21 protein-coding genes are annotated in these 21,487 nt (G+C 67.5%); 6 read left to right on the top strand and 15 right to left on the bottom strand.

Features of this window, described 5'->3' with window-relative positions:
* Positions 1 to 157 precede the first annotated feature (157 nt).
* The 6 genes from ABD255_RS10125 to ABD255_RS10100 are packed head-to-tail and all read right to left on the bottom strand — an operon-like array spanning position 158 to position 5,771.
* Complete coding sequence (locus tag ABD255_RS10125; RefSeq protein WP_344212222.1) at positions 158 to 2,461, bottom strand: cell division protein FtsK; 2,304 nt, start codon at positions 2,459 to 2,461, stop codon at positions 158 to 160.
* On the bottom strand, positions 2,458 to 2,691 hold the full coding sequence (locus ABD255_RS10120) for a hypothetical protein (protein ID WP_344212220.1): 234 nt from the start codon (positions 2,689 to 2,691) through the stop codon (positions 2,458 to 2,460). Before ABD255_RS10120 ends, ABD255_RS10125 begins: the two co-directional genes overlap by 4 nt.
* On the bottom strand, positions 2,688 to 4,262 hold the full coding sequence (locus ABD255_RS10115) for a DNA cytosine methyltransferase (protein ID WP_344212218.1): 1,575 nt from the start codon (positions 4,260 to 4,262) through the stop codon (positions 2,688 to 2,690). The genes ABD255_RS10120 and ABD255_RS10115 overlap by 4 nt, the downstream gene beginning before the upstream one ends.
* Positions 4,262 to 5,266, bottom strand: coding sequence for a hypothetical protein (locus ABD255_RS10110; protein ID WP_344212216.1), 1,005 nt, complete (start codon positions 5,264 to 5,266; stop codon positions 4,262 to 4,264). Before ABD255_RS10110 ends, ABD255_RS10115 begins: the two co-directional genes overlap by 1 nt.
* Positions 5,263 to 5,529: a hypothetical protein gene (locus tag ABD255_RS10105; RefSeq protein ID WP_344212214.1), complete on the bottom strand. Its 267-nt coding sequence runs from the start codon at positions 5,527 to 5,529 to the stop codon at positions 5,263 to 5,265. Before ABD255_RS10105 ends, ABD255_RS10110 begins: the two co-directional genes overlap by 4 nt.
* Positions 5,526 to 5,771, bottom strand: a complete 246-nt coding sequence (locus tag ABD255_RS10100; protein WP_344212212.1) for a DUF6284 family protein — start codon at positions 5,769 to 5,771, stop codon at positions 5,526 to 5,528. Before ABD255_RS10100 ends, ABD255_RS10105 begins: the two co-directional genes overlap by 4 nt.
* A gap of 141 nt (positions 5,772 to 5,912) precedes the next feature.
* On the opposite strand from ABD255_RS10100, the gene ABD255_RS10095 reads away from it, so the two are divergent.
* The 4 genes from ABD255_RS10095 (at position 5,913) to ABD255_RS10080 (ending at position 11,369) form a co-directional block, all read left to right on the top strand.
* Entirely contained in the window at positions 5,913 to 6,806 is an 894-nt protein-coding gene (locus tag ABD255_RS10095; protein ID WP_344212211.1) for a GntR family transcriptional regulator, read from the top strand.
* A complete protein-coding gene (locus ABD255_RS10090; protein WP_344212209.1) occupies positions 6,803 to 7,408 on the top strand; it encodes a GNAT family N-acetyltransferase in 606 nt (201 codons plus the stop codon). The genes ABD255_RS10095 and ABD255_RS10090 overlap by 4 nt, the downstream gene beginning before the upstream one ends.
* Before the next feature lie 289 nt (positions 7,409 to 7,697).
* A complete protein-coding gene (locus ABD255_RS10085) occupies positions 7,698 to 8,219 on the top strand; it encodes a hypothetical protein (protein ID WP_344212207.1) in 522 nt (173 codons plus the stop codon).
* A 627-nt stretch (positions 8,220 to 8,846) separates the two neighbouring features.
* Entirely contained in the window at positions 8,847 to 11,369 is a 2,523-nt protein-coding gene (locus tag ABD255_RS10080) for a polysaccharide lyase family 8 super-sandwich domain-containing protein (protein WP_344212205.1), read from the top strand.
* Here the strand turns inward: ABD255_RS10080 and ABD255_RS43655 are convergent.
* From ABD255_RS43655 to ABD255_RS10060, 5 genes are all read right to left on the bottom strand, one after another.
* Complete coding sequence (locus ABD255_RS43655) at positions 11,284 to 11,622, bottom strand: G5 domain-containing protein (RefSeq protein WP_425554396.1); 339 nt, start codon at positions 11,620 to 11,622, stop codon at positions 11,284 to 11,286. The genes ABD255_RS10080 and ABD255_RS43655 overlap by 86 nt on opposite strands.
* A 107-nt stretch (positions 11,623 to 11,729) precedes the next feature.
* On the bottom strand, positions 11,730 to 13,391 hold the full coding sequence (locus ABD255_RS10075) for a DUF8094 domain-containing protein (protein WP_344212203.1): 1,662 nt from the start codon (positions 13,389 to 13,391) through the stop codon (positions 11,730 to 11,732).
* Between the two features lie 205 nt (positions 13,392 to 13,596).
* On the bottom strand, positions 13,597 to 13,890 hold the full coding sequence (locus ABD255_RS10070) for a hypothetical protein (RefSeq protein WP_344212201.1): 294 nt from the start codon (positions 13,888 to 13,890) through the stop codon (positions 13,597 to 13,599).
* A 68-nt stretch (positions 13,891 to 13,958) separates the two neighbouring features.
* On the bottom strand, positions 13,959 to 15,182 hold the full coding sequence (locus ABD255_RS10065) for an MFS transporter (protein ID WP_344212199.1): 1,224 nt from the start codon (positions 15,180 to 15,182) through the stop codon (positions 13,959 to 13,961).
* On the bottom strand, positions 15,179 to 16,243 hold the full coding sequence (locus tag ABD255_RS10060) for a DNA polymerase III subunit beta family protein (RefSeq protein ID WP_344212197.1): 1,065 nt from the start codon (positions 16,241 to 16,243) through the stop codon (positions 15,179 to 15,181). Before ABD255_RS10060 ends, ABD255_RS10065 begins: the two co-directional genes overlap by 4 nt.
* 93 nt (positions 16,244 to 16,336) lie before the next feature.
* Here ABD255_RS10060 and ABD255_RS10055 point away from each other — a divergent pair, with 93 nt between their 5' ends.
* Positions 16,337 to 16,810 carry an AAA family ATPase gene (locus ABD255_RS10055; RefSeq protein ID WP_344212195.1) on the top strand — a complete coding sequence of 158 codons (474 nt, stop codon included), beginning with the start codon at positions 16,337 to 16,339 and terminating at the stop codon, positions 16,808 to 16,810.
* Here ABD255_RS10055 and ABD255_RS10050 read toward each other — a convergent pair.
* From ABD255_RS10050 to ABD255_RS10040, 3 genes are read right to left on the bottom strand one after another with little or no spacing between them, the layout of a single operon-like run.
* Entirely contained in the window at positions 16,800 to 17,030 is a 231-nt protein-coding gene (locus tag ABD255_RS10050) for a hypothetical protein (protein ID WP_344212193.1), read from the bottom strand. The genes ABD255_RS10055 and ABD255_RS10050 overlap by 11 nt on opposite strands.
* Positions 17,031 to 17,061: 31 nt before the next feature.
* On the bottom strand, positions 17,062 to 18,306 hold the full coding sequence (locus ABD255_RS10045) for an anhydro-N-acetylmuramic acid kinase (RefSeq protein WP_344212191.1): 1,245 nt from the start codon (positions 18,304 to 18,306) through the stop codon (positions 17,062 to 17,064).
* 1 nt (position 18,307) lies between these two features.
* Positions 18,308 to 19,603, bottom strand: a complete 1,296-nt coding sequence (locus ABD255_RS10040) for an MFS transporter (protein WP_344212189.1) — start codon at positions 19,601 to 19,603, stop codon at positions 18,308 to 18,310.
* Positions 19,604 to 19,928: 325 nt separating this feature from the next.
* Between ABD255_RS10040 and ABD255_RS10035 the strand changes: the two genes are divergently transcribed.
* Entirely contained in the window at positions 19,929 to 20,669 is a 741-nt protein-coding gene (locus ABD255_RS10035; RefSeq protein ID WP_425554401.1) for an endo-beta-N-acetylglucosaminidase H, read from the top strand.
* 160 nt (positions 20,670 to 20,829) lie between these two features.
* Here the strand turns inward: ABD255_RS10035 and ABD255_RS10030 are convergent, their stop codons facing one another.
* Positions 20,830 to 21,351, bottom strand: coding sequence for a histidine phosphatase family protein (locus ABD255_RS10030; RefSeq protein WP_344212185.1), 522 nt, complete (start codon positions 21,349 to 21,351; stop codon positions 20,830 to 20,832).
* Positions 21,352 to 21,487 lie beyond the last annotated feature (136 nt).

The raw sequence follows: 21,487 nt of genomic DNA, 5'->3' as shown, positions 1-21,487 counted from the left end.
GCTGGCGGGAATCGGGTTAGGTTCCTCACTCGGCGAGTGAGATCGGGTCAATGTGTCTCTGACCTGCGGTTAGTTACCGAGTTAGCCGAGTTAACCGGCGCCGGGAACAGGCCCTCAGGGGGCCGTGTGAGCCTGTTCCCGGCACCGTGGCTCGCGGCTAACTGGCCCGGTCGGTCACCGTGTCGGCGTCGTCGTCGGCCGCGCCGGCGTCGCGCTGCCGGAGCACGATCGCGTCACGGACGGTAGCGGGGTTGAGGGGGAACTTGTTGCCGGTGGAAGGGACCTTGATGCCGTGGTCGGCGGCCAGGATCTTGACCAGGGCCTTGCCGGACAGGGTCTGGTACGGCGTCCAGGTCGGGGCCAGGTCGCGCAGCAGGGCGGGAACGTCGGCGATCGGCACTAGTTCGGTGTTGAGGACTTCGTCCAGGTCGGCGAGGAGATCGCGCGTCTCGATCTCCGGTCGGCGCGCGTCGCCGGGCGCGGGCAGCTCACGCTTGGCGATCGCGGCAAGAGCACGGTCGATGATGGGCGTGATCTGATCGTTGCCCTCGGCACCGTCCAGGAAGTACCACTGCAACGTCTCGAACTTGGCGGCAGTGAAGCCCTTCACGATCGAGGTCCCACGGTTCTCCCCGGGGATCAGGTCGGTTGCCCGCACACCCTGCTTGAAGGCGCCTTGGCCCAGCAGGCCGTCGTTCGCGACGTAGTCCTGCACGTAGAACGCGACGTTGTTGGAGCAGTTGCGGGTGACGTCCTTGGGCAGCGACGTGGCGGTCGGCGCCTGAGTCGAGACCCGGAAATGCATGCCACGCTTGCGGCCCAGCTTGACCAGGGCGATGGCGTACTTGGCGATCTCTGCGCCGTACTCCTCGTGTTGGAAGGCCACGTGCGCCTCTTCCAGCAGACCGACCAGCGGGTGCAGGCCGACGTTCTTGTCCGCGAGCTCGCGGGTGACCTGCTCGATTTCGTAGACCTTCAGCAGGTCGCCGCGACGGCCCATCTCCTCGAACATTTCCTTGAGGTCGTCGCGGATCTGACGAATCGACTCGTCGTCGGCACCCATGACGTAGCGCGAGCAGCGGCGCTTGAACCGCTCGAAGTCGAAGTTCTGGTCCGGCACCCAGATCCGCATCTCCACGGTCGGGTCCAGCGCGCATCCGGCCATGAACGTCTTCGACGCCGACGACTTGCCCTGACCCGGCGCGCCACCCACGATCGAGTTGCGGCCCATCACCGGTTCACGCAGCTCGTCACCGCGTAGCGACTTGCCAGCCGGGACACCCTTGAACACGTCCACCAGGCCGTCGTCCAACAGCGGGTACGCGCCAGGACCACCCGCGAGCGCGCCCTTGTCGGCGATCCACAGGTCCAAGATCCCGGCCTCGTCGCCGGTGTTCGGCCAGACCTCCGAGCCGGCGCGGTGCAGGCTGGTCGCCAGAGCGACGCGGCGCTTGGAGATCTCCGCTGCGGGCACACCGCCAGGCAGCCGGATCAGCGCGTGCGTGCCCCGCCCCTGCTGCCGCGCGGGGGTGATGAACTGGAGCTTGTAGCCCTGCTTCAGGTAGCGGGTGATGTTCGGGATGCGCAGCGAGTCCAGCGCGCGGGCGATCGTCGTTTCATCGATGTCGAGATCCCATTCGGTCTCGCCGGTCGTGACGAGCCAGCTCGGCGGTTCCGCGCGGCGCTTGCCCTCGCGGTACATGGCCAGCACGAATAGGAACGGCGCGGCGATCAGGAACAGGCCCCACACGAACGACACCGCAGCGATCACGAAACCGATCACGGCGAAGAAGCCCAGCCACACGCCGGTGAACGATCCGTTGCCGGTGAGCTTGGTCAGTACGGCGATCACGAACACCGCCAGCGGGATACCCAGCAGTGTCGCGGCGAGCACCTTGACCAGGCCGATGAACAGCCGGGGCAGGTCCATCAGCCGCTTGTGGCGGCGCTCGGTGGCCATCTCCTTGCGGTCGGCCCACTCCTTCAGCGCCTCGCGGTCACCGGCCGCCTCGGCGGCCTTCATCTGGCGCCGGTACATGCCGAACGTGGAGGCGTCGTAGGCGCGCTTGGCGAACGACTCCGCGCCCTGGACCACCGTCCAGGTGTGGCGCAGCGTCGCCTTGCCGACCTTCATCGTCGGCTCGTGGCCCTTGACCGCGACCGCTGCCGACTTCACCACCCGCACCGGTGCCGTCGCACGGCGCACGACCAGCGCACCGCGCGATTCCAACCGGCGGTCCAGCTCGGCCGATTCCTCGTCGGTCAGTACCTCGCCTTCGATTACGTCGGCGTCGTGAACGTCGTCACCGTCCACCCGCTCGGCGGACTCGTGAACGATCGGCTGTGCCTCGTCCTGAAAGCTGTCGTGAGCGTCGTCGTGAACGCGGTCGTGAACGGTCTCGTGATCGATGCCGTGAAGCCGGTGCACGTTGTCGTGCTCGTGCTCGTGGTGGGTGGTCATGCGTCCCTCCGGGCTGTGGCGGGGGTGGTGGGCTGGTCGGGGGTGCGGGCCGTCAGGTAGACCCGGACGCCGGGGGTGTGCCGGTTGGCGTAGGGGCGCGACGGGATGGTGACGATCTCGACTCCGGCGGCCGTCAGCGCGGCGACCAGGGCGGCCACGTCGCGGGCACGTCCGGCCAGCCGGACCGCGACCAGACCCGGTGCCGGGGCGTGGTTGTCGTGGTGGTTCATGCGGCCCTCGTCTCGCTAGTGGCCCGACCAGTGGTGAGGTCGCCCACGTCGTGGCCGAGTGCTTCGGCGACGGCGGCGACCAGGTCGCGGGCGGCGGGCGGGGTGACGGCGTTGCCGAGCTGGCGGACCTTCTCGCGCTTGTTGCCCAACACGATGTAGCCGGGGGTGAACGCCATTCCGGCGGCGATCTCGTGCGGCTCCAACATCCGGAACAGGCAGTCATCCACCGCCGGAGTCGAGTACTCCAGTAGCGACTGGTGCCCCGCGGTCGTCAGGGTCCGCAGCGATTCACCGACCGGCGTGGACATCTCGGCGCCGTCACCGGTGCTGGTGTTGTTGCGCATCACCAGGGCGTAGCGGTCGTGGGCGGTGAATGTGCCGTGCGGGTCGTCGGTGGTGCGGGCGGTGGCGTTGCCGTAGTAGGGCATCAGCAGGCCGTGGTGGTTGCCTGCGGCGGCGAACGTGTCGAAGACCTGCCCGACACCCTTGGCGGTGTTGTTGGCCCGCAGCGGCACCACCAGCGCTTCGGACTCGTTGGCCGTGCGGGTCCGCATCACGTCCAGGACTCCGGTCGCGGCGTCGTTCCAGGTCCCGCCCGCAGGGACCAGGAGCGCGGACTCGTTGCGGGTCGTCTGGGTCCGCAGTACCGCCGTCACCGGGGCGGCCTGCTTGCCGTCGCGGCCTTCCATCGGCACCACCAGCGGCGCCGTCGTACGGGCCTGGCGGTCGAGGGCGGCACCGATGCGCTGCATGGTCTTGGCGGCCAGCGGACGGGCCTTGTCCCCGATCCGCTGACCGGGGATGGTCCAGTCGATCGCGGACGCGGCAGGCAGCCACCCCGGCTCCACTACCTGGTTGCGGCAGGCGACGCGGGGACAGCGCCACACGTACTGCGCCCGGTAGCGGCCCCACACCTTGTCGGGCTTCTTCCACGCCTGCATCGCGGGCACCAGCTCGTCACAGCCACCGCAGTACGCGAGCGGTCGGGTCCACCGGTCCAGGTCCGGGCAGCGGGTCTTGGTCAGGTGCGCCACCACGTACATCCGGTCCCTGGACTGCGGCGCGGGACGCCCGCCGGCCTGGGCGTGCATCGAGTTCAGGTAGACCACGTGCAGGCAGTAGCCCAGCGACTCCAGCGACGCCCGCCAGGCGGGCCAAAGCACCCACTTGGCCGCGTCCACGACGTTCTCCACGATCAGCGCGGCGTAGCGGTGATGCTCGGCGAACCGCACCACGTCCCACATCGTCGCCCGCGACCGCTCGGCGGCCTCGTCCGGCAGCGTCTGGCCGAACAGGTCCGGCGTCCGGTCGCGGTTGCGCTTGACGCCCTTGGCCTGGGAGTGGTTCGTGCACTCCGGTGAGAACCAGCCCACATCGGTGCGCGGGTAGCGGCGCGGCTCGACCTGAGACAGGTCGGCGCAGTCATGGTCGGTGGTCGGGTGATTGGTGTTGTGCGTGTCCACCGCCAGCGGCCAATGGTTGGCAGCCAGCCGAACCACCAGGCCCGGCACCAGCAGCGCACCGGCCGTCGTGCCACCAGCGCCACAGAAGAAGTCCGTCAGACTCAGCATCAGGCAGCCGTCCTCTCAGTCAGCACCACAGCCGGACCGGCCGCAGCGGCGTCAGCGGCGCTGTCAGGGCTGTTGTCAGGGGTGGTGTCAGGGGTGAGCTGGTCGCGGACACCGGCGGCGACCTTGGCCGACAGGCCCGCAGAACAACCAGTCGTCTTGCGCGCCCACGCCGGAGTGATCTGGTCGGCGGGCGTTCCGGGCTCGACAGCGGCCAGGCCGGCGGCGACGTAATCGGCCAGCAGCATCCGGCCCGCCTTGCCCTTCTTGCGCGGCTGGGACGGCTTGCGCGGTGAGCGCGTGGCCGTGGTCTTCGGCGTGGTCTGGGGAGATGCCCCGCCCGCTGCCGTAGCAGCCGATTCCAGGACCGGGGAGCGGGGGGGCATCTCCTGCGTCACCACCGGCACCGGCACCGCGTCTGCCAGCGGCTCAGCGGCCTTCTGCGGGTCGGCCAACGCGGCGGCCTGCTCGGCCCGCAGTACCGCTTCAGTCAACCGGTCCCGCAGCACCGGCGCGGTCTCAGCAGCGCAGAACACCAGCAGCGGCGGCACCGAGTGCAACACGATCCCGGCCACGTCGCCCTTGCCGAACGACGCCCACGTGTTCATCACATAGGTCGCCGCGAACGCGAACCGCTTCGTGCGACCGATCCACCTGGTGTGGTCACTGACCTGGTACCGGGCGGTGATCTGCTCGGCGCGCAGTACCGCGATCAGCACCAGCGAAACCATCGGGTCCAGCAGCCACGCGGCCACCCACGGCAGCGAACCCACCGGGGCACCGTCAGCGGCGAACGCCTGAACGTTGACCATCGTGAACGCCAAGCCCAATACGATGCCCAGCCACATACACCGGTCCACCTGCGTACGGATCGACTCCACCCGCAGCGCAACCACATCAGGGTGCGTGGACAACGCCCGCACCTGCGACGCCTCAGCGGCCTGCGTCCGCAGCTTGTCCACACCGGACGACTTAGCGCCCTGGGCAACCACTTCCGTGGTAATCATCGCGTGCCCTCCGATCCGGTCAGGGCGGTCCGGGCGTCGGCCAGGAATCCGGTCAAGACCCACAGATCCCCGTAGGCGGTGGCGGCTTCGGCCGACACCGCCCCGGCCTTGCCCTGCCGGGACATCCCGCCAGTCAGCAGGAACCGGGACAGGTGCTCGAAACGGGCCTGCAACTCGTCCCGCACGCCCTCGCCGGGCTCCACACCGAGCCGCTCGGCATACACGTCGGCCAGATCCAGCGGGGCGCTGCTGCGGCGCGTCACGCTGCACCGTCCGCGATGATCTCGTCGGCCAGCTCGCGGCTGACGGCCAGGACGCGGCGCTGAGCGCGGCGGATCCGGCGGCGGTCCAGCGGGGACGCGGCGGGACCGGCGGTGATGCGGGAAATCTCGGCGTCGAGCAGGTCCAGTTCAGCCGCGATCAGCGGCCACTCCAGCTCGATCGCAGCCAGCTCAGCAGCCGTCGGCTCTTCGCCGCCAGCGGCCTGAAGGTGGATGATGTTCACGGGTTGTGCTCCTCTACGAATGGACTAGTGCGACCCAGACGCCTCGGCGGTTGCGCCCGCCGGGGCGTCGCTCTGCCGTGCTGACGGAGTCAAAGCGGTGACTCAACCCGGTCATCGCTTCACCCTCCGTATCGCTTGGACATGTCCAACATGTTCAGCAGTTCATATCGAACATGTCAAGAGTTGGCGTTGTCAAGCCCTGTCGATATGTTGGACATGTCCAACCTGCAGAGAGGGCTTGCTGTGCCTGCATACGTAGAGATCGCTGAGACCCTGGCGGACGAGATCGCCGCTGGGACCTGGCCTCCGGGCACGCTGTTGCCCACGCACAAGGAGCTTCAGAGTCGCTTCGACGTCAGCCGGATCACCATTACGTCCGCGATAGATGAGCTCGGTAAACAAGGGATGGTCTATTCCGGGTACGTCGGCGGCCGAAGGGGAATCATCGTTCGCCCTATTGGACGAACAGACCATTTTGCGACGGAAGCATTACGCTCAGATCGAATCCAAACTAGCTACGACGCCTTCTCGGAGAACGCGCGAAAGGTCGGGCGTAAGCCCTCCAAGAAATTCGATATGCGCATGGCAAGGCCACCGGCTTGGATTGCAGACCGCGTCGGGGCCTCACATGACGAAGTTGTCGTCATTCGCATCACCCATCAATATCTTGACGGCGAACCGTGGGCGCGGGAAACAAGCTACTACGCTCTCGACCTGGCCCAGAAAGTTGGACTAGACACAACCGAAGACTTATCACAGGGAACCATCCGCGCGCTAAAAGACGCCGGATTCGAGGAAATTGCTTGGATCGATGAACTTACAGACGAGTCGGCCAATCCGACAGACGCAGCAGATCTTGCCGTACCAGTGGGCGCACCATTGTTGGTACAGACTCGCACCGCGGCTTGCAGTACCAGAATTACCCGAGTGAGCCAATTCCATCGACTCGGACGCAGGAACCGTCTCATTTGGGAGCTTGGCAAATCGGCAGGTCTGGAAATCATTCGCAATGCGCGGCAAGGAGATTCGGAATGAAGATGGTTGCATTGTCCGCTCCGGAGCGGTACGCCGATCAAGAAAAGCGTTGGTTTCCTCCGCTTACGTTCCTCGAAACCGAGCAGCAGCGACGGTTGGTCCACCAGTTGCGAGACCAGGCCGAACAGTGGGTGGCCAGCAAAGGGCTCGATCAGTACGAGCACGGACCGCACTCTAAATCCGAGTATGCGCACGCCGATATCGACCGACTCTTTGACGCCGGTCAATTCGTCGGCCGATGCGTTGACAATAGGATTGTTGCTGTCGTCGCCATCACGGAGCCTGACCCGGACTTTTGGACGCCCGCCGAAATGGCCGAGCCGCAGGGTTATTTGACTCGCTTTCTGGTCGCCGAACACGGCAAGTTTCACGGTCAGGCGCTTCTTTCAGCGGTCGAAACTGCGGAAATACGACGCGGTTCGAAGTGGCTCCGTCTGGACGTCTGGCGGACGAACACGAAGCTTCACGACTACTATCTGCGCCAAGGATTCGAGCGCGTGCGCACGGCGGTAGTGCCTGGGCGAATGAGCGGCGAACTTTTCCAGATGGATCTCCACCGGCCGGGCAGGGTCGAGGTCTATCCGGACTCACCACGCGTCTGAGCACACAGCAGAGGCACTCCCGCGCGGGAGCCCCGAGCGACCCGCTCGGAGCTCCCGCCTAGGTGACCGGTTTGCCTGCAAATGTGCCGGGCGCTTTCGGTAGGCGAGATCAACAACAGGAGCGCGAGCAGTGGTAAATGCAAACAGCATTCGCAGCCGGGCAGCCCATCGGCAGCGGCTGCGAGACCTGGTGGCCCAACTGCACCAGGAGCGTGAACTCAGAGCCAGGTCGGCGGAGGACCGGTACGCATGGGTCAAGCCAGCGATTCTTTCGAGTGCAATCACACTCGTGGTGGCCGCGATTGCTGCGTGGGGGACTTGGTCCGCGACCCATTTCGGAGCTGATGAGGAACGGGAAAGAGAGAGTCGCGAGAAGCGCTCGCAGATCTATGCGGACTATCTAACGGCAGCCCGCTCGCACGCGGATCAGAAGACCTCGGCTACCTACGCCCAGATGAACTTTCACCATGAGCAGAAGCAGGTTCCAGCCAGGGTGTCGGCCAACGTCAGCGCCGCAAGAATGACGTACCTCCAGGCGAAGGCTGATGCCGCCCGGAAGGTCCACCAACTGGAGTGGCGCGAATATTTGACGACCTTTACGGCCTACCGGAAACAAGTCGACCTGGTCTACGTGTACGGAAGCGATGCCGCATGGCAGGCTCATCTGACGGTAGACAGGGCGATCGGAGACGATCCAGACGAACCTCTGAGCGACGCGGCCGACGACTTGCTAAGCGCTGGGCTGGGTCAACTCCAGGTGGTGTTCTGCCAGGAAGCATCAGCCACACCGCGAAGGGGATGCAGCGGGTGACCATGCCGTGACATAGGTCAGCCCCGGCGCAACTCTGCTGGACGCCGGGGCCTAGGCTTGACTCCATCTCGGCCGAGATCTGTTGGGCATGCCCTAGCAGGCAGGATACCCCCGTTGAGGTCGTGCCCGCACCGTGCCCGACTGGATGGGCAGCGGCACCCATCAGCGGTCAACAGCGGTCAATGCAGCCCGTACTGAGCGGGCCGTGTGTCACGCCTGGAGCGACGGCGGTTGACAAGTCTGTTCCCAAGCTGACAGTGCGAGTTCGATTCTCGTCACCCGCTCCAGGTGAAACCCCAGGTCAGAGCGACCTGGGGTTTCGTTTTGTCCGGGGTGTCCGGTGGGTTTGGGGCGCTTGACCGGGCCGGGGCGGGGTAGCTCGCGTCGGGTGGGTCATGCTCAATTCGAATGGTCGACCTTGTCCTTGCAAACCAAGGCCTGACAACCATTCCACATGGGGGCCGGGATGGGGTGGCCGAAGGCAACTAGCGGGGCCGGGCGAGAGGGTCCTGCCGCACCCAGCTCCGGTGGTCATCGCGGGAAAAGTCGGGTAAGCGGTTGCCGTAACATAGTTCCGGCTGCTTGACTCCGGGCGTGAGGTTTTTTCCCCTTCGCCCGGGAGTACCAGTGGACATCACCCGTCGCCGCCTGCTGTCTTTCGTTCCCGCCGCCGCTCTGCTGACCGCGGTGAATCCCGCACCCGCGAGCGCCCGCGGCATGCCTGCCGGAGTACGCGGTACGGGCGTGCGCGGTGCTGGGGCCGCCGCGTTGCTGGCCAATCTGGTCGGCGTCTTCGCCGGCACCGCCGAGTCCAACGCGAGGCCGGAGGTACAGGCCAAGCTCGCGGCGATCGACCGGACCGCGCAGACCTGGCTCGCCGCGATGGACCGTGCGCAGGCCGGTGAACTCTTCGCCGGACTCCCGTTGGGCACCAGCGACCCGAACCTCAACGCGTCATATCTGCACCTCTACGAGATCGCCCTCGCCACCAAGCGCCCGGGCCCGGCCTCCGACCTGCAGGGCAACACCGCGGTACGGGATCGGGTGCTCGACAAGCTCGCCTGGCTGCACGCGAACTACTACGGCGACCAGTCGAAGGGGTACTACGGCAACTGGTTCACCTGGGAGATCGGCATCTCCACCCACGTCGGCAAGACCCTCGCGTTGCTCGACGCACCCGCCGAACTGATCAGCACGTACGTCGCCTCGATGGACGCGTACCTCCGCAACGGCAAGGACGGCGACGTCGACCTCGACTCCCGCTTCCACACCGGCGCGAACCTGTCCGATATCACCGCCAACCGGATCATCCAGGGCGCTCTGCTCGACGACGACGCGCGGATCCGCAAGGCGCTGCAGGACCAGTTCACCGTGTTCGCCACAATCGATCCGTACAACCTGCAGCACGGTGTCACCGACGGGTACTACGCAGACGGCTCGTTCATCCAGCACGACTCGGTCGCGTACACCGGCTCGTACGGCAAGGGTCTGCTCACCCGGGTCGTGCAGACGGTGAAGACGCTCGACGGCACCGACTACGCGCAGTCCGGCGACCTGGTGAAGGTGGTGCAGGGCTGGATCGAGGACGGGTTCGCGCCGCTGATCTTCGAGGGCTGGATGATGGAGATCGTCAAGGGCCGCGCGATCTCGCGGACCGCCACCGGGTACGACGACGTGGCGATCGTGGTCGAGGCGATCGTCGACCTGTCGGACTACGCGGCGGCCGAGGATGCGGCGAGGCTGCGGAGCTACGTGAAGTTCACCGCCCGGCCGACGTTGAACCCGAACAGTTTCGTGTCGCCCGTCAGCGTGGCGCGGTTCGCCGACATCCTCGCGGACGGTTCGGTGGCACCGGCCGATCTGAACCCCGCGAGCAGCAGCGTCGCGTTCAACTCGATGGACCGGACCGTGCACCGGCGGCCGGGGTACGCGTTCGCGCTGGCGCGGAGTTCGGAGCGGATCAGCAAGTACGAGTACATGAGCGGCGAGAACCTGATGCCGTGGTTCCAGGGCGACGGCGCGTACTACCTGTACCTGAGTGGGCAGGACCAGACCAAGGCGTTCGGGGTCGACTACCTCACCACCGTGTCGCCGTACGGGTTGGCTGGTGTCACCGCGCCGGTGGAGCAGCGCAGTACGGTGCCGGAGTCGTATGGGAAGGCGTTCTACGACCACCCGCCGGAGTTCACTGCGTCGTCGGAGTTGCAGAACAAGTACGTGTACTTCCCGGTCGGCACCAACCAGTACTCCGGTGGCGCGACGCTGGGCGCGTACGGCGCGGCCGGGTGGGTCCAGTCGAGTGACATCGCCTATGCGGACCGGGAGTCGCTGCCGTCGGACTTCGTGGTCTACCGCAACGCCGAGTCGACCAAGTCGTGGTTCCTGCTCGACGACGAGGTCGTAGTACTGGCTGCTGGTGTCGGGGACAAGGAGGATCGCGCGGTGACCACGTCGCTCGACGCCCGCCTCGCGGCTCCTGGTGATGCGGTGTCACTGTCCGGCGTACTACGGAACGGCCGCGCGTGGTCCGGCACCGGCGACGCCGACCTCAGGTGGCTCCGCTACGCCAACACGACTACCGGCTCTTCCCTCGGCTACTACTTCCTGCAGCCGAGCCCTGTCTCCGTCGGCCTGGAGCAGGTCACCAGAAGCCGCCGAGTGATCCGCACGTCGAACCCCGACACGGCAGTCACCAAGAACGTCTTCACCCTCACCCACCAGACCACTGGTCGTGCAGCACTCGCCTACGCCCTGGTCCCCCACGCCACCGAGGCCGCACTCGACTCCTACCGCTACGGCCGGCTGCTGACCCTCTCGAACACCCCACGCCTCCAGGCGATCCACCACCACGGTCTGAACCTGACCGCCGCCAACTCGTTCACTCCGGGGCATCACCAGGTCCTAGGCCTGACCATCAACGGCCCAGCCTCAGTCCTCACCCAACGCCACCCCGACCACACCACCACGATCGCCGTCTCCGACCCCACCACCACCCGCGCGACGATCACCCTCAACGTCCTGGCCCGCCGCCTGACCAAGCTCTCCGGTGACCCGACCATCCGAGTCACCCACACCGCCACCGGCACCCGCCTCGACTACCCCACCCACCAGACCCACGGCCGAACCCTGACCGCCCAGTTCCGCGGCTAGTCCTCGCAGCCCTCGCCGTCCTTGTCGGCGTCGAGGCGGTAGATGTCGGTACCAACAAGATCTGGGTGACCGGCTGCTTCACGACCACCTGGCGCACCAGCCTCTTGCCGGTCTGCACCCCGTCGGTCAACGTCAGTTCATAGGTCAACCGCCGCGTCCCAGCCACTCCGCGGGTGGTGACCACCTTGTCCCCTTTGTCCATCTCGGGGTCCTGCGCGGTGACCTTCCGAAACGCGATCCTCCGCGTCTCCACCACGACACCCCGTCAACACCAAACCGATCAGAACCCCGACCACACCCCACCCATCCCCGCAATCTGTTCTTCGAGCGTCCACCGCGCCAGGGCCGAAGGTCCTCAGGTCAACTGCCGCCGGCGCTGACCAGTTGGCCGTCGAGGGAGAGGATGCGGGGTTTGCCGGTGGGGGGAATGACCAGGGCTGCCTGGTAGAGGTAGTTCTGGTGGAGGGTTTGGGTGTACTTGACCATGCTGCTGAAGGCGGTTTCGGGGCCGCTGGTGAAGTAGGCGTTGTGGCCTGGCTCGATGGTCTGCAGGTACTGCTCGGTGAGGGACAGGAAGACCAGGGCCTCGCCGGTGGAGGTGATGAAGGTGACCGGGTCGCCGGACAGGCGGAAGGTGTCGGTGACGGTGGAGATGTAGTCCGCCTTGACGGCGTCGACCTTGCTCTTGGCGCGCTGGCTCAGCAACATCACGGTGCGCGGCGACGGGACGAACAGCGCCGCCTTCGAGGACTTCGCGCCGCCAGTCAGGTACGCCGCCAGGTCGTTGCCCGCCGTCTGCGGCAGGATCGGCAGCTTCGCCATGTCCGCCTTGGTCGGGACCCGGAGGTCGTCCACCGGCGGGACCTTCGTCGTCGCCAGCGGGTAGACGGAGTTCGTCAGCACCCACGGCGTGCCGGCGCTCTGGCGTTGCCAGACACCGAGTTGGCGGCTCTCAGGATCGTCCGAGACGCCGGAGAAGGCGACGAACCGCATCGGGTACGCGGCGAACTCCGGCGCACCGATCTGCGGATCGGTGTAGGTGAACGGCTTGGTCTTGTTCTTGCCGGCCGCGTCGAGCTTGCTGTTGATCCGGTACCCGGCCCGGGTCTGCGCCAGCGTCGTACCGCCCTCGATCGTCTCGGACAGCTTGGCGTTCCTGGCCTGGTTCGCCTGGTTGTTGACCTCGTTGTACCGCTTCACCACGGCCTGCCCGTCCGCCAGTGCGACGGCGGGCCGGGTCATCGCCTGGCTCCCGGCGTTCTTCTCCGGAACCGCGACACAACCAGTTGCTACCAGCAACAGTGACGTGACCGCCGTACCCGCGGTGGCGACACGGCGTACCCGGCCCGAACCTTGGAGCGCCGGCGGCGTGTACGGCATGGGCGACGGAATCACCGGCGCCGGCGGTGCGGGGGTCTTCCGCTTGCGCAGGAACATCAGCAGCAGGCCCCCGACCAGCAGCACCATCCCGATCCCGAGCACCAGCAGGCAGGTCGCGAAGGCGCCCTCGAGTTCCACCCCGAGAACCACCCGGGCATCCACGCCGGGCGACCCGTCCGCGTTCATCACCACCACGTCGTACCGGCCGTCCGCGATCGGCCAGGCGACCGACTGCTCGCCGCTGCCGCCGGCCTTCACGATCCACCAGTCGAGCCCGCCCGGCGGAGTCAGGGCGGCGACGTCACCCTTCATCTCCTGGGTGTCGAGGTCGGAGGGCGGGTTCAGCCGGACCACTCGGGTGTACTCCGAGGTGCCGAGGTAGCTCGCCACGTCGATGTCCTGGCCGACGCCGACGAAGACCGGTTTGGCCGCGGCGGCGGTGACATGCAGGGTCGGGCCGTGCCGATCGAGCAGGTCCGGTGCGGTCATCACCGCGAGCCCTCTACTGGCGAGCGGCTTCGAGCCGGTCGCGAGCGTGTTGTCGGGACCGACCAGCCAGAACGCGGCAACTGCTCCCGCCAGAGTGACCAGCAATCCCACCAGAGCCAGCAGCAAGCCGAAGGCGATGCGGGCGAAGCGCATGACAAAACTCCCCGTTGGTACGACGAAGCCGGCCCAGGGCGTTGGGCCGACCGGCGCAGGCCTTGGGCGAGGCCTGCAGGGAGCCTCACCGTCCACCCGTCGTACTCGAATAACTGAATGGACAACGATCCGTTACTGCCTGGGCGCCAACCAGTGACCGTTCACAAACGCACGAGCGAATCGGGAGCGGCTGCTCGCGCCGCGGCTAGCGGCGGGTGGTGTACAGGCTGCGGCGGAGGCGGAGTTCGTCCCGGATGCTCGGCGGGATCGGGAGGTTGCGCTCGGTCAGGGCCGCCACGCACGCTTCCAGACTGATCAGCAGTCGGTCGGCACGGGGGCCGCCCGCGGTGCCCAGGCGCGGCGTACCGCGCTCTTGCTGGTTCGCGGACCTGGCCGCGCTCAGCTCAGCGAAGATGACGCCGAGCGTGATGTCCGACGGCCTCATTCGCACCGGCTCGGCCTTCACCGGGGCTGACGGCAGGAACAGCGGGAACGACATCGACATCGCCTCGTTACACCGGAGACTCCAAGGTGCTCGACAGTGAGACACCACCGACTCCGATCCCCTCAAGGTACTCCTACCACTGCCTTTCGGACGCCACGGCTGCTGAATAGGCAGGCCGCGGCGAGCGCAGTACCCGCAGCACACGCCAGTACTGCGTACTGCGGGCTGGAGGCGGCTATGCCGCCGAGGAGGTTGTTGGAGGCGATCAGCGGGAGCGTTTGCGCGAGGGCGAGGAGGGATTGCAGGCGGGTGAGGTGGGAGCGCGGGGTGCTGGCGATGAACAGCGGGGCGAGGTGTGAGGTGAAGATGCCGACGCCGATGCCTTGGACGAAGGCGGCGATCGCCGCTGGGTGAGCGGACGGCGACAGCGCGAGACCGGCGATGCCTGCGGCGGCGAGGAGGCAGCCGAGTGCTGCTGTGGCGCCTGGGTGCTTCTGGGTGCCTAGGCGAGCGACGAGCACCGTCACCAGCAACCCACCCGCCACCGTCGTCCCCACAACCAGCCCAGCCTGCGAGGCCGACCAACCGCTGGATCTGGCGAGCAGAGGCACGCAGAGGGAGGTGACCGGCAGTACGAAGGCTGCTACGAGTGCGACGGTCAGCAGGAGGGCTCGTAGGACCGGATCCGACCAGGCGAGCCGAAGGCCGTCGAGAGCCTCCGCTGCCACGCGCGGCCTCGGCTGGGGTGAGGTTGAGCGCTTCGCGCTCGCGTGTTGTGAGGGAGCTGAAGGGAGGTCTGGAAGCTTGATGCGGAGGAGTACGGCGTAGGCGATGGCGAAGGTCAGGGCATCGATGGTCAGGGCGCCTGGTAGGCCTACGGCGGCTACGAGGAGTCCGCCGATGGGGCCGGCGGCCAGGGTGACCAGTTGTTGGGTGGAGGTGCGGAGGGCCATGGCCTTGGGGAGGGTGGTGTCGTCGGCGAAGAGGCGAGGGAAGGCGCCTGCGGCGGGGAGGGCGAAGGCGTCGACTGTGCCGATGGTGGCGGCTGTCAGGAGGAGCAGGGCGACCGTAGTACCGGCTAGCTGGAAGGCGGCGGCGAGTGCGGCTGTGAGAGTGGCTAGTAGGAAGTAGCAGGCGAGCAGGAGGCGGCGCGGGCCCCAGCGGTCGCCTAGTACGCCGCCTATTAGGAGGAGTACGGCTCGGGGCAGGGTGTAGGCGGTCAGCACCAGGCCGGCGACGTTCGGGCCGAAGCCTGCCGCGGCCCAGCCGAGGGCGAAGAACAGTGCGGTGTCGCCGAACGCCGAGAGTGTCGCGCCTGCCAGCCAGCCGTAGAACGCGCGGTTCACCCGTTGAGGCGGGTCGGCATCACCAGCGTGGTGAAGGTCCCCTGATCAGCCGAGCGAACCACCACCGGCCGATCCTCCGCGCGGATCTCCAGCAGCACGTCCGGCCCCACGCTCACCTCCAACGCCGCCGCCAGCAAGGAAGCAGCAAACCCGATCCGCACAGCGCCCGACCCGATCACGTCCACCTGCCTACCACTCGACCCAGCATTCGAGGCGGGGATTGGGGTGAGGGTGAGCGTGTTCGAGTTGATGTCGAGGGCAACGGTTGAGCTGGCGTGCGGGGCGAGCAGGGCGAGTAGTTGGAGCCGGTCGGCGACTACCCGGCAGCTGGACGGTGCCAAACCTCCGAGGATCGACTGGTACGCCGGGAACTCCTCGGCCACGACCGGGACTTCACGGGACTCGCCGTCCACGATCATCGCAGTACCGGCCGGGCCGGTCTCCAGGCGGAGCTCCACCGCGGCGGCGGCCCACCGAGCCAGCGCCGTCAACTCCGAGGCGTGAACCAGCAACTGCCGCGGATACCCCGCGAACGCGAGCGGCTGGAGCTTGCGCACCGACAGCCGGTAGCGGTCGGTCGCCACGAGCGTCACCTCGTCCTCGCCGAGCTCCAGCAGAACGCAGGCGAGCGCGGGGATCTCGTCGGTCGGAGCCGCCGCGGCCGCGACCTGCCGGATCGCGCTGGCCAGTTCCGCACCGCCCAGCGTGACCGCGCATTCGTACGGCACCGCCGACAGCGAGGCCAGGATCCGCGCCGCAGCGCGCCGAGCCGCGTCCGCCCTCCCCTCGACCGTCCGCAGATGCGCCTGCACCACCGCCGCACCCGCGGCCGGTCCTTCATCGAGCACGACCCGTACTTCGGCCAGCGGCAGGTCGATCTCCCGCAGGTCCCGGAGCAGCGCGGCCCGGGCCTCCTGCTCCGGCGAGTAGTACCGGTAGCCGTTCTGCTCGTCCACCTCGGCCGGGCGGAGCAACCCGCAGTCGTCGTAGAACCGCAGGGCGCTCGGAGTCAGCCCGACCCGCCGGGCAAAGGCGCTGATCGCCAGCAACTTCTCTGTCATGGCGCCGATCCTGGGTCTTCGAGCAACTCGAAGGTCAACCCGGCGACGTGACTCCGAGCGGCGCGTGTCGAGGAGGTCGGTGAAAATGGTCCCGTGACGAGGTTGTACGTGGTGACGGGTGCGCCGGGAGCGGGCAAGTCGACGGTGATCCCGGAGCTGTTGCGGCTGCGGTCGGGGCAGTTGGTGGTGATGGACATGGACGAGTTGCTCGACTCCGACGGTCGCGTGCTCGGCCTCGACATCGCCGACTCCGGCGCCGCCGCGAACTGGCCCGCGTACAACGCGTTATGGCGGCGGATCACCGAACTCGTACGCCGCTCCGGCACCCCGATGCTGCTCTTGTCGCCGCTGATCCCACAGGAGCTACCGGAGGGTCGCTGGCTGCATCTGGATTGCCCGGACCCGGTACGGCGCAAGCGGCTCGCCGAGCGCGGCTGGTCCGACGAGCAGATCGCCAAGGCCATCGCCGACGCCGCCGAGATCCGCATACTCGTCCCCCGCTCCGTCCCCGGCGACGGCACCCCCGAGGAGTCCGCCCGCCGAATTCTTGCCTGGGTCAACGAGTAGCTCCGGCCCGCTCGGTCAACCGGCTCCGCGCCCGCTCGAAAGCCAGTACTGCGTCGCCCAGCGGTGCCAGCGTCGCGGCCAAGTGCTCGAAGATCACCTGCCGGTACGACGAGTTGCTGGACCCGTGCAGGGCCACCACCCCAACCCGCACCGGCGCATCGACCGGCACTGTGAGCAGCGCCGGCCGCCCGTCGACCTGGATCTCCGCGGACTTGATCACCGCTGGATCGTCACACGCGGCCCAGGTCAGATCAATCGATGGTCAGCGAGACCGGCACCTGCTCAGGCGGCGGCGACACCGGCAACCGCCCGGCACCCGGCGTGATCGACCCGAGCACACTCGCGTGCCGCGCCCCGGTGCAACTCGGCACCGTCCCACCCAACCCGTTCACCGTCAGAAACCCCAGTACTGCGAACGCGTACGCCTCCTTCGCCGCCGAAGGCAACCCGAGTTCGTCCGTGCTGAACAGCGGAACACCCCGCAGTTCCTGCTCCAGCAGATCCATGAGTACCGCGTTCCGGATCCCTCCGCCGGCGGCGATCACCTCGGTCCCGCCGTACGCGTGCACCGCGTCCGCCACTGTCCGCGCGGTCAACGCCGTCACCGTGGCGACCAGGTCGTCCGGCGCGATCTGCGGCAACCCGCTCATCGCCTCGGCGAGATACCCGAGATGGAACAACTCCTTGCCGGTGCTCTTGGGCGCGGGCCTGGCGTAGTACGGCTCGGCAAGGAGCCGGGCGAACAGCTCCGGGTGGACCCGCCCGCGAGCCGCCATCACCCCGTCGGCGTCGAACGTGGACTGCCCGCCGGTGAGATCACGCACCACCGCATCCATCAGAGCATTCGCCGGCCCGGTATCAAACGCGATCGGCTCGGCCCCCGCACCACCCGGCCGTGCCGCACTTCCTGAGGCCCCCGGGAGCGCGAGCGTCCCCCTCCCGGGTGCCTCGACCCCCGCCCCCGGAACCACCGTGATGTTGGCGATCCCCCCGAGGTTGAGCGCGACCGGCGTACCGGACCGACCGCGCAGCCAGAGCACGTCCACGATGCTGACCAGCGGAGCGCCTTGCCCGCCCGCCGCGACATCACGCGACCGCAGATCCGAGACCACCGTCGTCCCGGTCGCCTCAGCGATCCACGCCGGCTGACCGAGCTGCAGCGTGCCGCGAACCTGCCCCTCATCGACCCAATGGAAAACCGTCTGCCCATGCGAGACGATCAGCTCCGCCCGCCCACCACACAACTGCTCGACCGCCTGCTCGGCGACCGCGGCGAAGGCCTGACCAATACCCGTATCCAGCCGGCACACCTGCTCGAGCGACGTAGTTGCTGGCGGCAAAGAACTCGCCAGGGCCGCCTGCAACGGCTCAGGATAGGAACGGCTGAGCATCCCCAGCGGGGTGAGGACGATCCGGTCGCCCTCGATCCTCAGGTCCGCCGCCGCGGCGTCGATCGCGTCGTAGGAGGTGCCCGACATCAGGCCGATGACTCGCATGTCAGTCCCGCAACTCCCGCTTGTGGTCGTCGCCTCGCAAGGTGAGCAGCGCGATCACGCTGACCGCGCACGTCACCACCACGTAGTACGCCGGGATGTCGATGTTCTTCGTGCGCTTGATCAGTTCGGTGATGATCAGTCCGGCCGAGCCGGAGAACACCGCGTTCGACAGCGAATACGCCAGCCCGAGCCCGGTGTAGCGCGCTCTGGTCGGGAACATCTCCGCCAGCATCGCGGGCCCCGGCCCGGCCATCAACCCGACCACCAACCCCGCCGCGAAGATCGCGATCCCCTTGGCCGCGTTCGAACTCTCCTTGTCCTGCAGCAGATTCATCAACGGGAACGCCAGTACGACGACCAGCGCCGCGCCGGCCACCATCACCGGGCGGCGGCCGATCCGGTCGCTCAGCCAGCCGGCCGGCAGGATCGACACGGCGAAGCCGAAGTTCGCCAGTACCGTCGCCACCAGCGCCTGCTGGAAGGTCGCGTTCAGCGTGGCCTGCAGGTACGACGGCATCACCACCAGGAAGGTGTAGCCGGCCGCCGACCAGCCCATCAGCCGCCCGATGCCGACCGCGATCGCCTTCGCCACCTCAGCCTTGTCCGCCGGCGGCGCCTGCGTTTCCTGGACCTTCGAGAAGCTCGGCGTCTCGTCCAGCCTCAGCCGCAACCACAACGCGACCAGGCCGAGTGGGAGAGCCAGCAGGAACGGAATCCGCCAGCCCCAGTCGGTGAGTGCCTCCTTGCTCAGGACCGTCGCGAGAATCGCCGCGAGACCGGCTCCGGTGAGCAACCCGAGCGCCACCGTGAAGGACTGCCAGGCGCCGTACAGGCCGCGCTTCGTCTTGGGCGCGAACTCGGTCATGATCGACACCGCGCCGCCGAACTCGCCGCCGGCCGACAACCCCTGCAGCGCCCGGACCAGGGTCAGCAGCCAGGGCGCGGCCGCTCCGACGGCCGCGTAGGTCGGCAGTACGCCGATCAGCGTGGTCGAGCCGGTCATCAGCAGCAGGACCAGGATCAGCGTCGGGCGCCGGCCGATCCGGTCCCCCAGCCGGCCGAACAGGGCCGCGCCGATCGGCCGGAAGAAGAACGCCAGCGCGAACGAGGCGTAGGTCTTGATCAGGCTCTCGGCATCGCTGGTCGAGGTGCTGCTGAAGAAGTTCGCCGCGATCACGGTGGCGAAGAAGCCGTAGGCGCCGAACTCGTACCACTCGACGAAGTTGCCGACCGTGCCGGCCACCAGGGACCTGCGGGTCCGCCGGACGTCGACCGCCGTACCGGGTGCTGTGCTCATCCGTCCTCTTCCGGTCAGCCCCCGTAACTTTCTTCCCCCTGCCGGGACCATCTTGGTCTATCACTACCCAAATCGCGAGCCCCGCCGTTCCCGAGCGAGCCACGCTATACCGGTTTATCTTGGTAGCTCCTGTCCCGCCCCAGGCAAGGAGCCGACCAGCATGAGTCCACAGCACCTGCGCAGAAGAACCCTGTTGTCCGCTTTCGCCGCGACCACGGCGGCGGCCACCGCCGGCGTCACGCTGCCCGCCCAGGCCGGCCGACGGCCTCCCGCCGCCAAGTCCGGCCCGATCTCGGTCGTCTACGTCGAGGTCAACAACGAGTCGATGCTGAACGCCGGCAGGTACCGGCTGGCCCAAGGCGGCGCGCAGGTGTTCGACATCGCCGTCATCTTCGCGGCGAACATCAACTACGACGGCTCGAAGGCCTATCTGCACTTCAACGAGAACGTCCAGAACGTGCTCGACAACGTGGCGACCCAGGTCCGGCCGCTGCAGCAGAAGGGCATCAAGGTGCTGCTGTCGATCCTCGGCAACCACCAGGGCGCCGGCTTCGCGAACTTCCCGTCCCAGCAGGCCGCCGACGCGTTCGCGCAGGAGCTCGCCGACGCCGTCACGCGGTACGGACTGGACGGCATCGACTTCGACGACGAGTACGCGGAGTACGGCGTCAACGGCACCGGTCAGCCGAACGCGAGTTCCTTCTTCTACCTGGTCTCCGCGCTGCGGCAGAAACTGCCGAACAAGCTGATCACCCTCTACGACATCGGCCCGTCGGCCGCCCGGCTGAGCTACAACGGCCAGAGCATCGCCAACACCTTCGACTACGCCTGGAACCCGTACTACGGAACGTGGTCCGTCCCGCGCGGCCCGAGCGACAAGGCGCGACTCTCCCCGGCCGCCGTGCACATCAACAACTCGTCCAACGCGGCCGCCCTGGCGGCACGAACCGTCAACGAGGGCTACGGCGTCTTCCTGACCTACGACCTGCGGGCCGGGAACTCCAGCAGCTACATCTCCGGCTTCACCAACCAGCTCTACGGCAGCGCCGCCGTCTACAACCCCTAGTGTCCCGTAAGCGAGATAGCTTGAACGATGGAGGTGTCCAGGTGCGTGCATCGCAAGGCGGAGAAGCGTCCTCGATGCTCTGGCATCGTGGACGTTTCTCCAACGCCGCGAGGTGCGTGCCTGGGCGCCTCCAGCGTCAAGCTATCTCGCTTACGGGACACTAGATCTCGTACACCCAGCCCGGCCGCCAGTCGAAGGGCGCGTCCACCAGTTCCTCCAACGGAACATCGGTCAACAGGTGCTGCAGTGCCCATCTGTTGGCCGAGTGCGCGACCACCAGCAACCGGCGCTCGCCGTACCAGCGCTTGACGTCGTCGAGCCAGGAGCGGGTCAGCTCCAGCACCTCCCGGTAGCTCTGCCCACCTGGGTACGGCTGATCGATCCACCGGTCCCGCGGGGCCAGCCCGGCGGCCGGGGTCCCGTTCAGCTCGCCATAGTTGCACTCCCGCAACCGCCAGTCGACCAGGTGCGGCACGCCGAGTGCGGCGAGTTCGACCGTCTTCATCGCACGGTGCAGGTCGGAGCTGAACACGATGTCGACCGCCCCCCGGCGCCGGTCGCCAAGGTCCACCGCGTGCCGGCGCCCCTCCTCCGACAGCTCGCCCGGAAGCCAGCCGGTGGCGATGCCGTTCTCGTTGTCCAGCGTGGTCGAGTGCGTCTCGTAGATCAGTGTCGTGGGCACGCCCACATCCAATCCTCTTTGCGCAGATTACTGGCGGGTATATACTCAAGTTACTCGTGAGTACAGCGAAGCGAAGAGGTAGGGGAGCCCGTGAGAGAGCGCAGCGAGCGAACAAACAGGCACAGCAGCCTCTGGC

The organism is Kribbella sancticallisti (assembly GCF_039530625.1).
GTDB classification, from domain to species: domain Bacteria; phylum Actinomycetota; class Actinomycetes; order Propionibacteriales; family Kribbellaceae; genus Kribbella; species Kribbella sancticallisti.
Note: the sequence above shows the minus strand (reverse complement) of the source record. Positions and strands in the feature narration are given on the sequence as shown.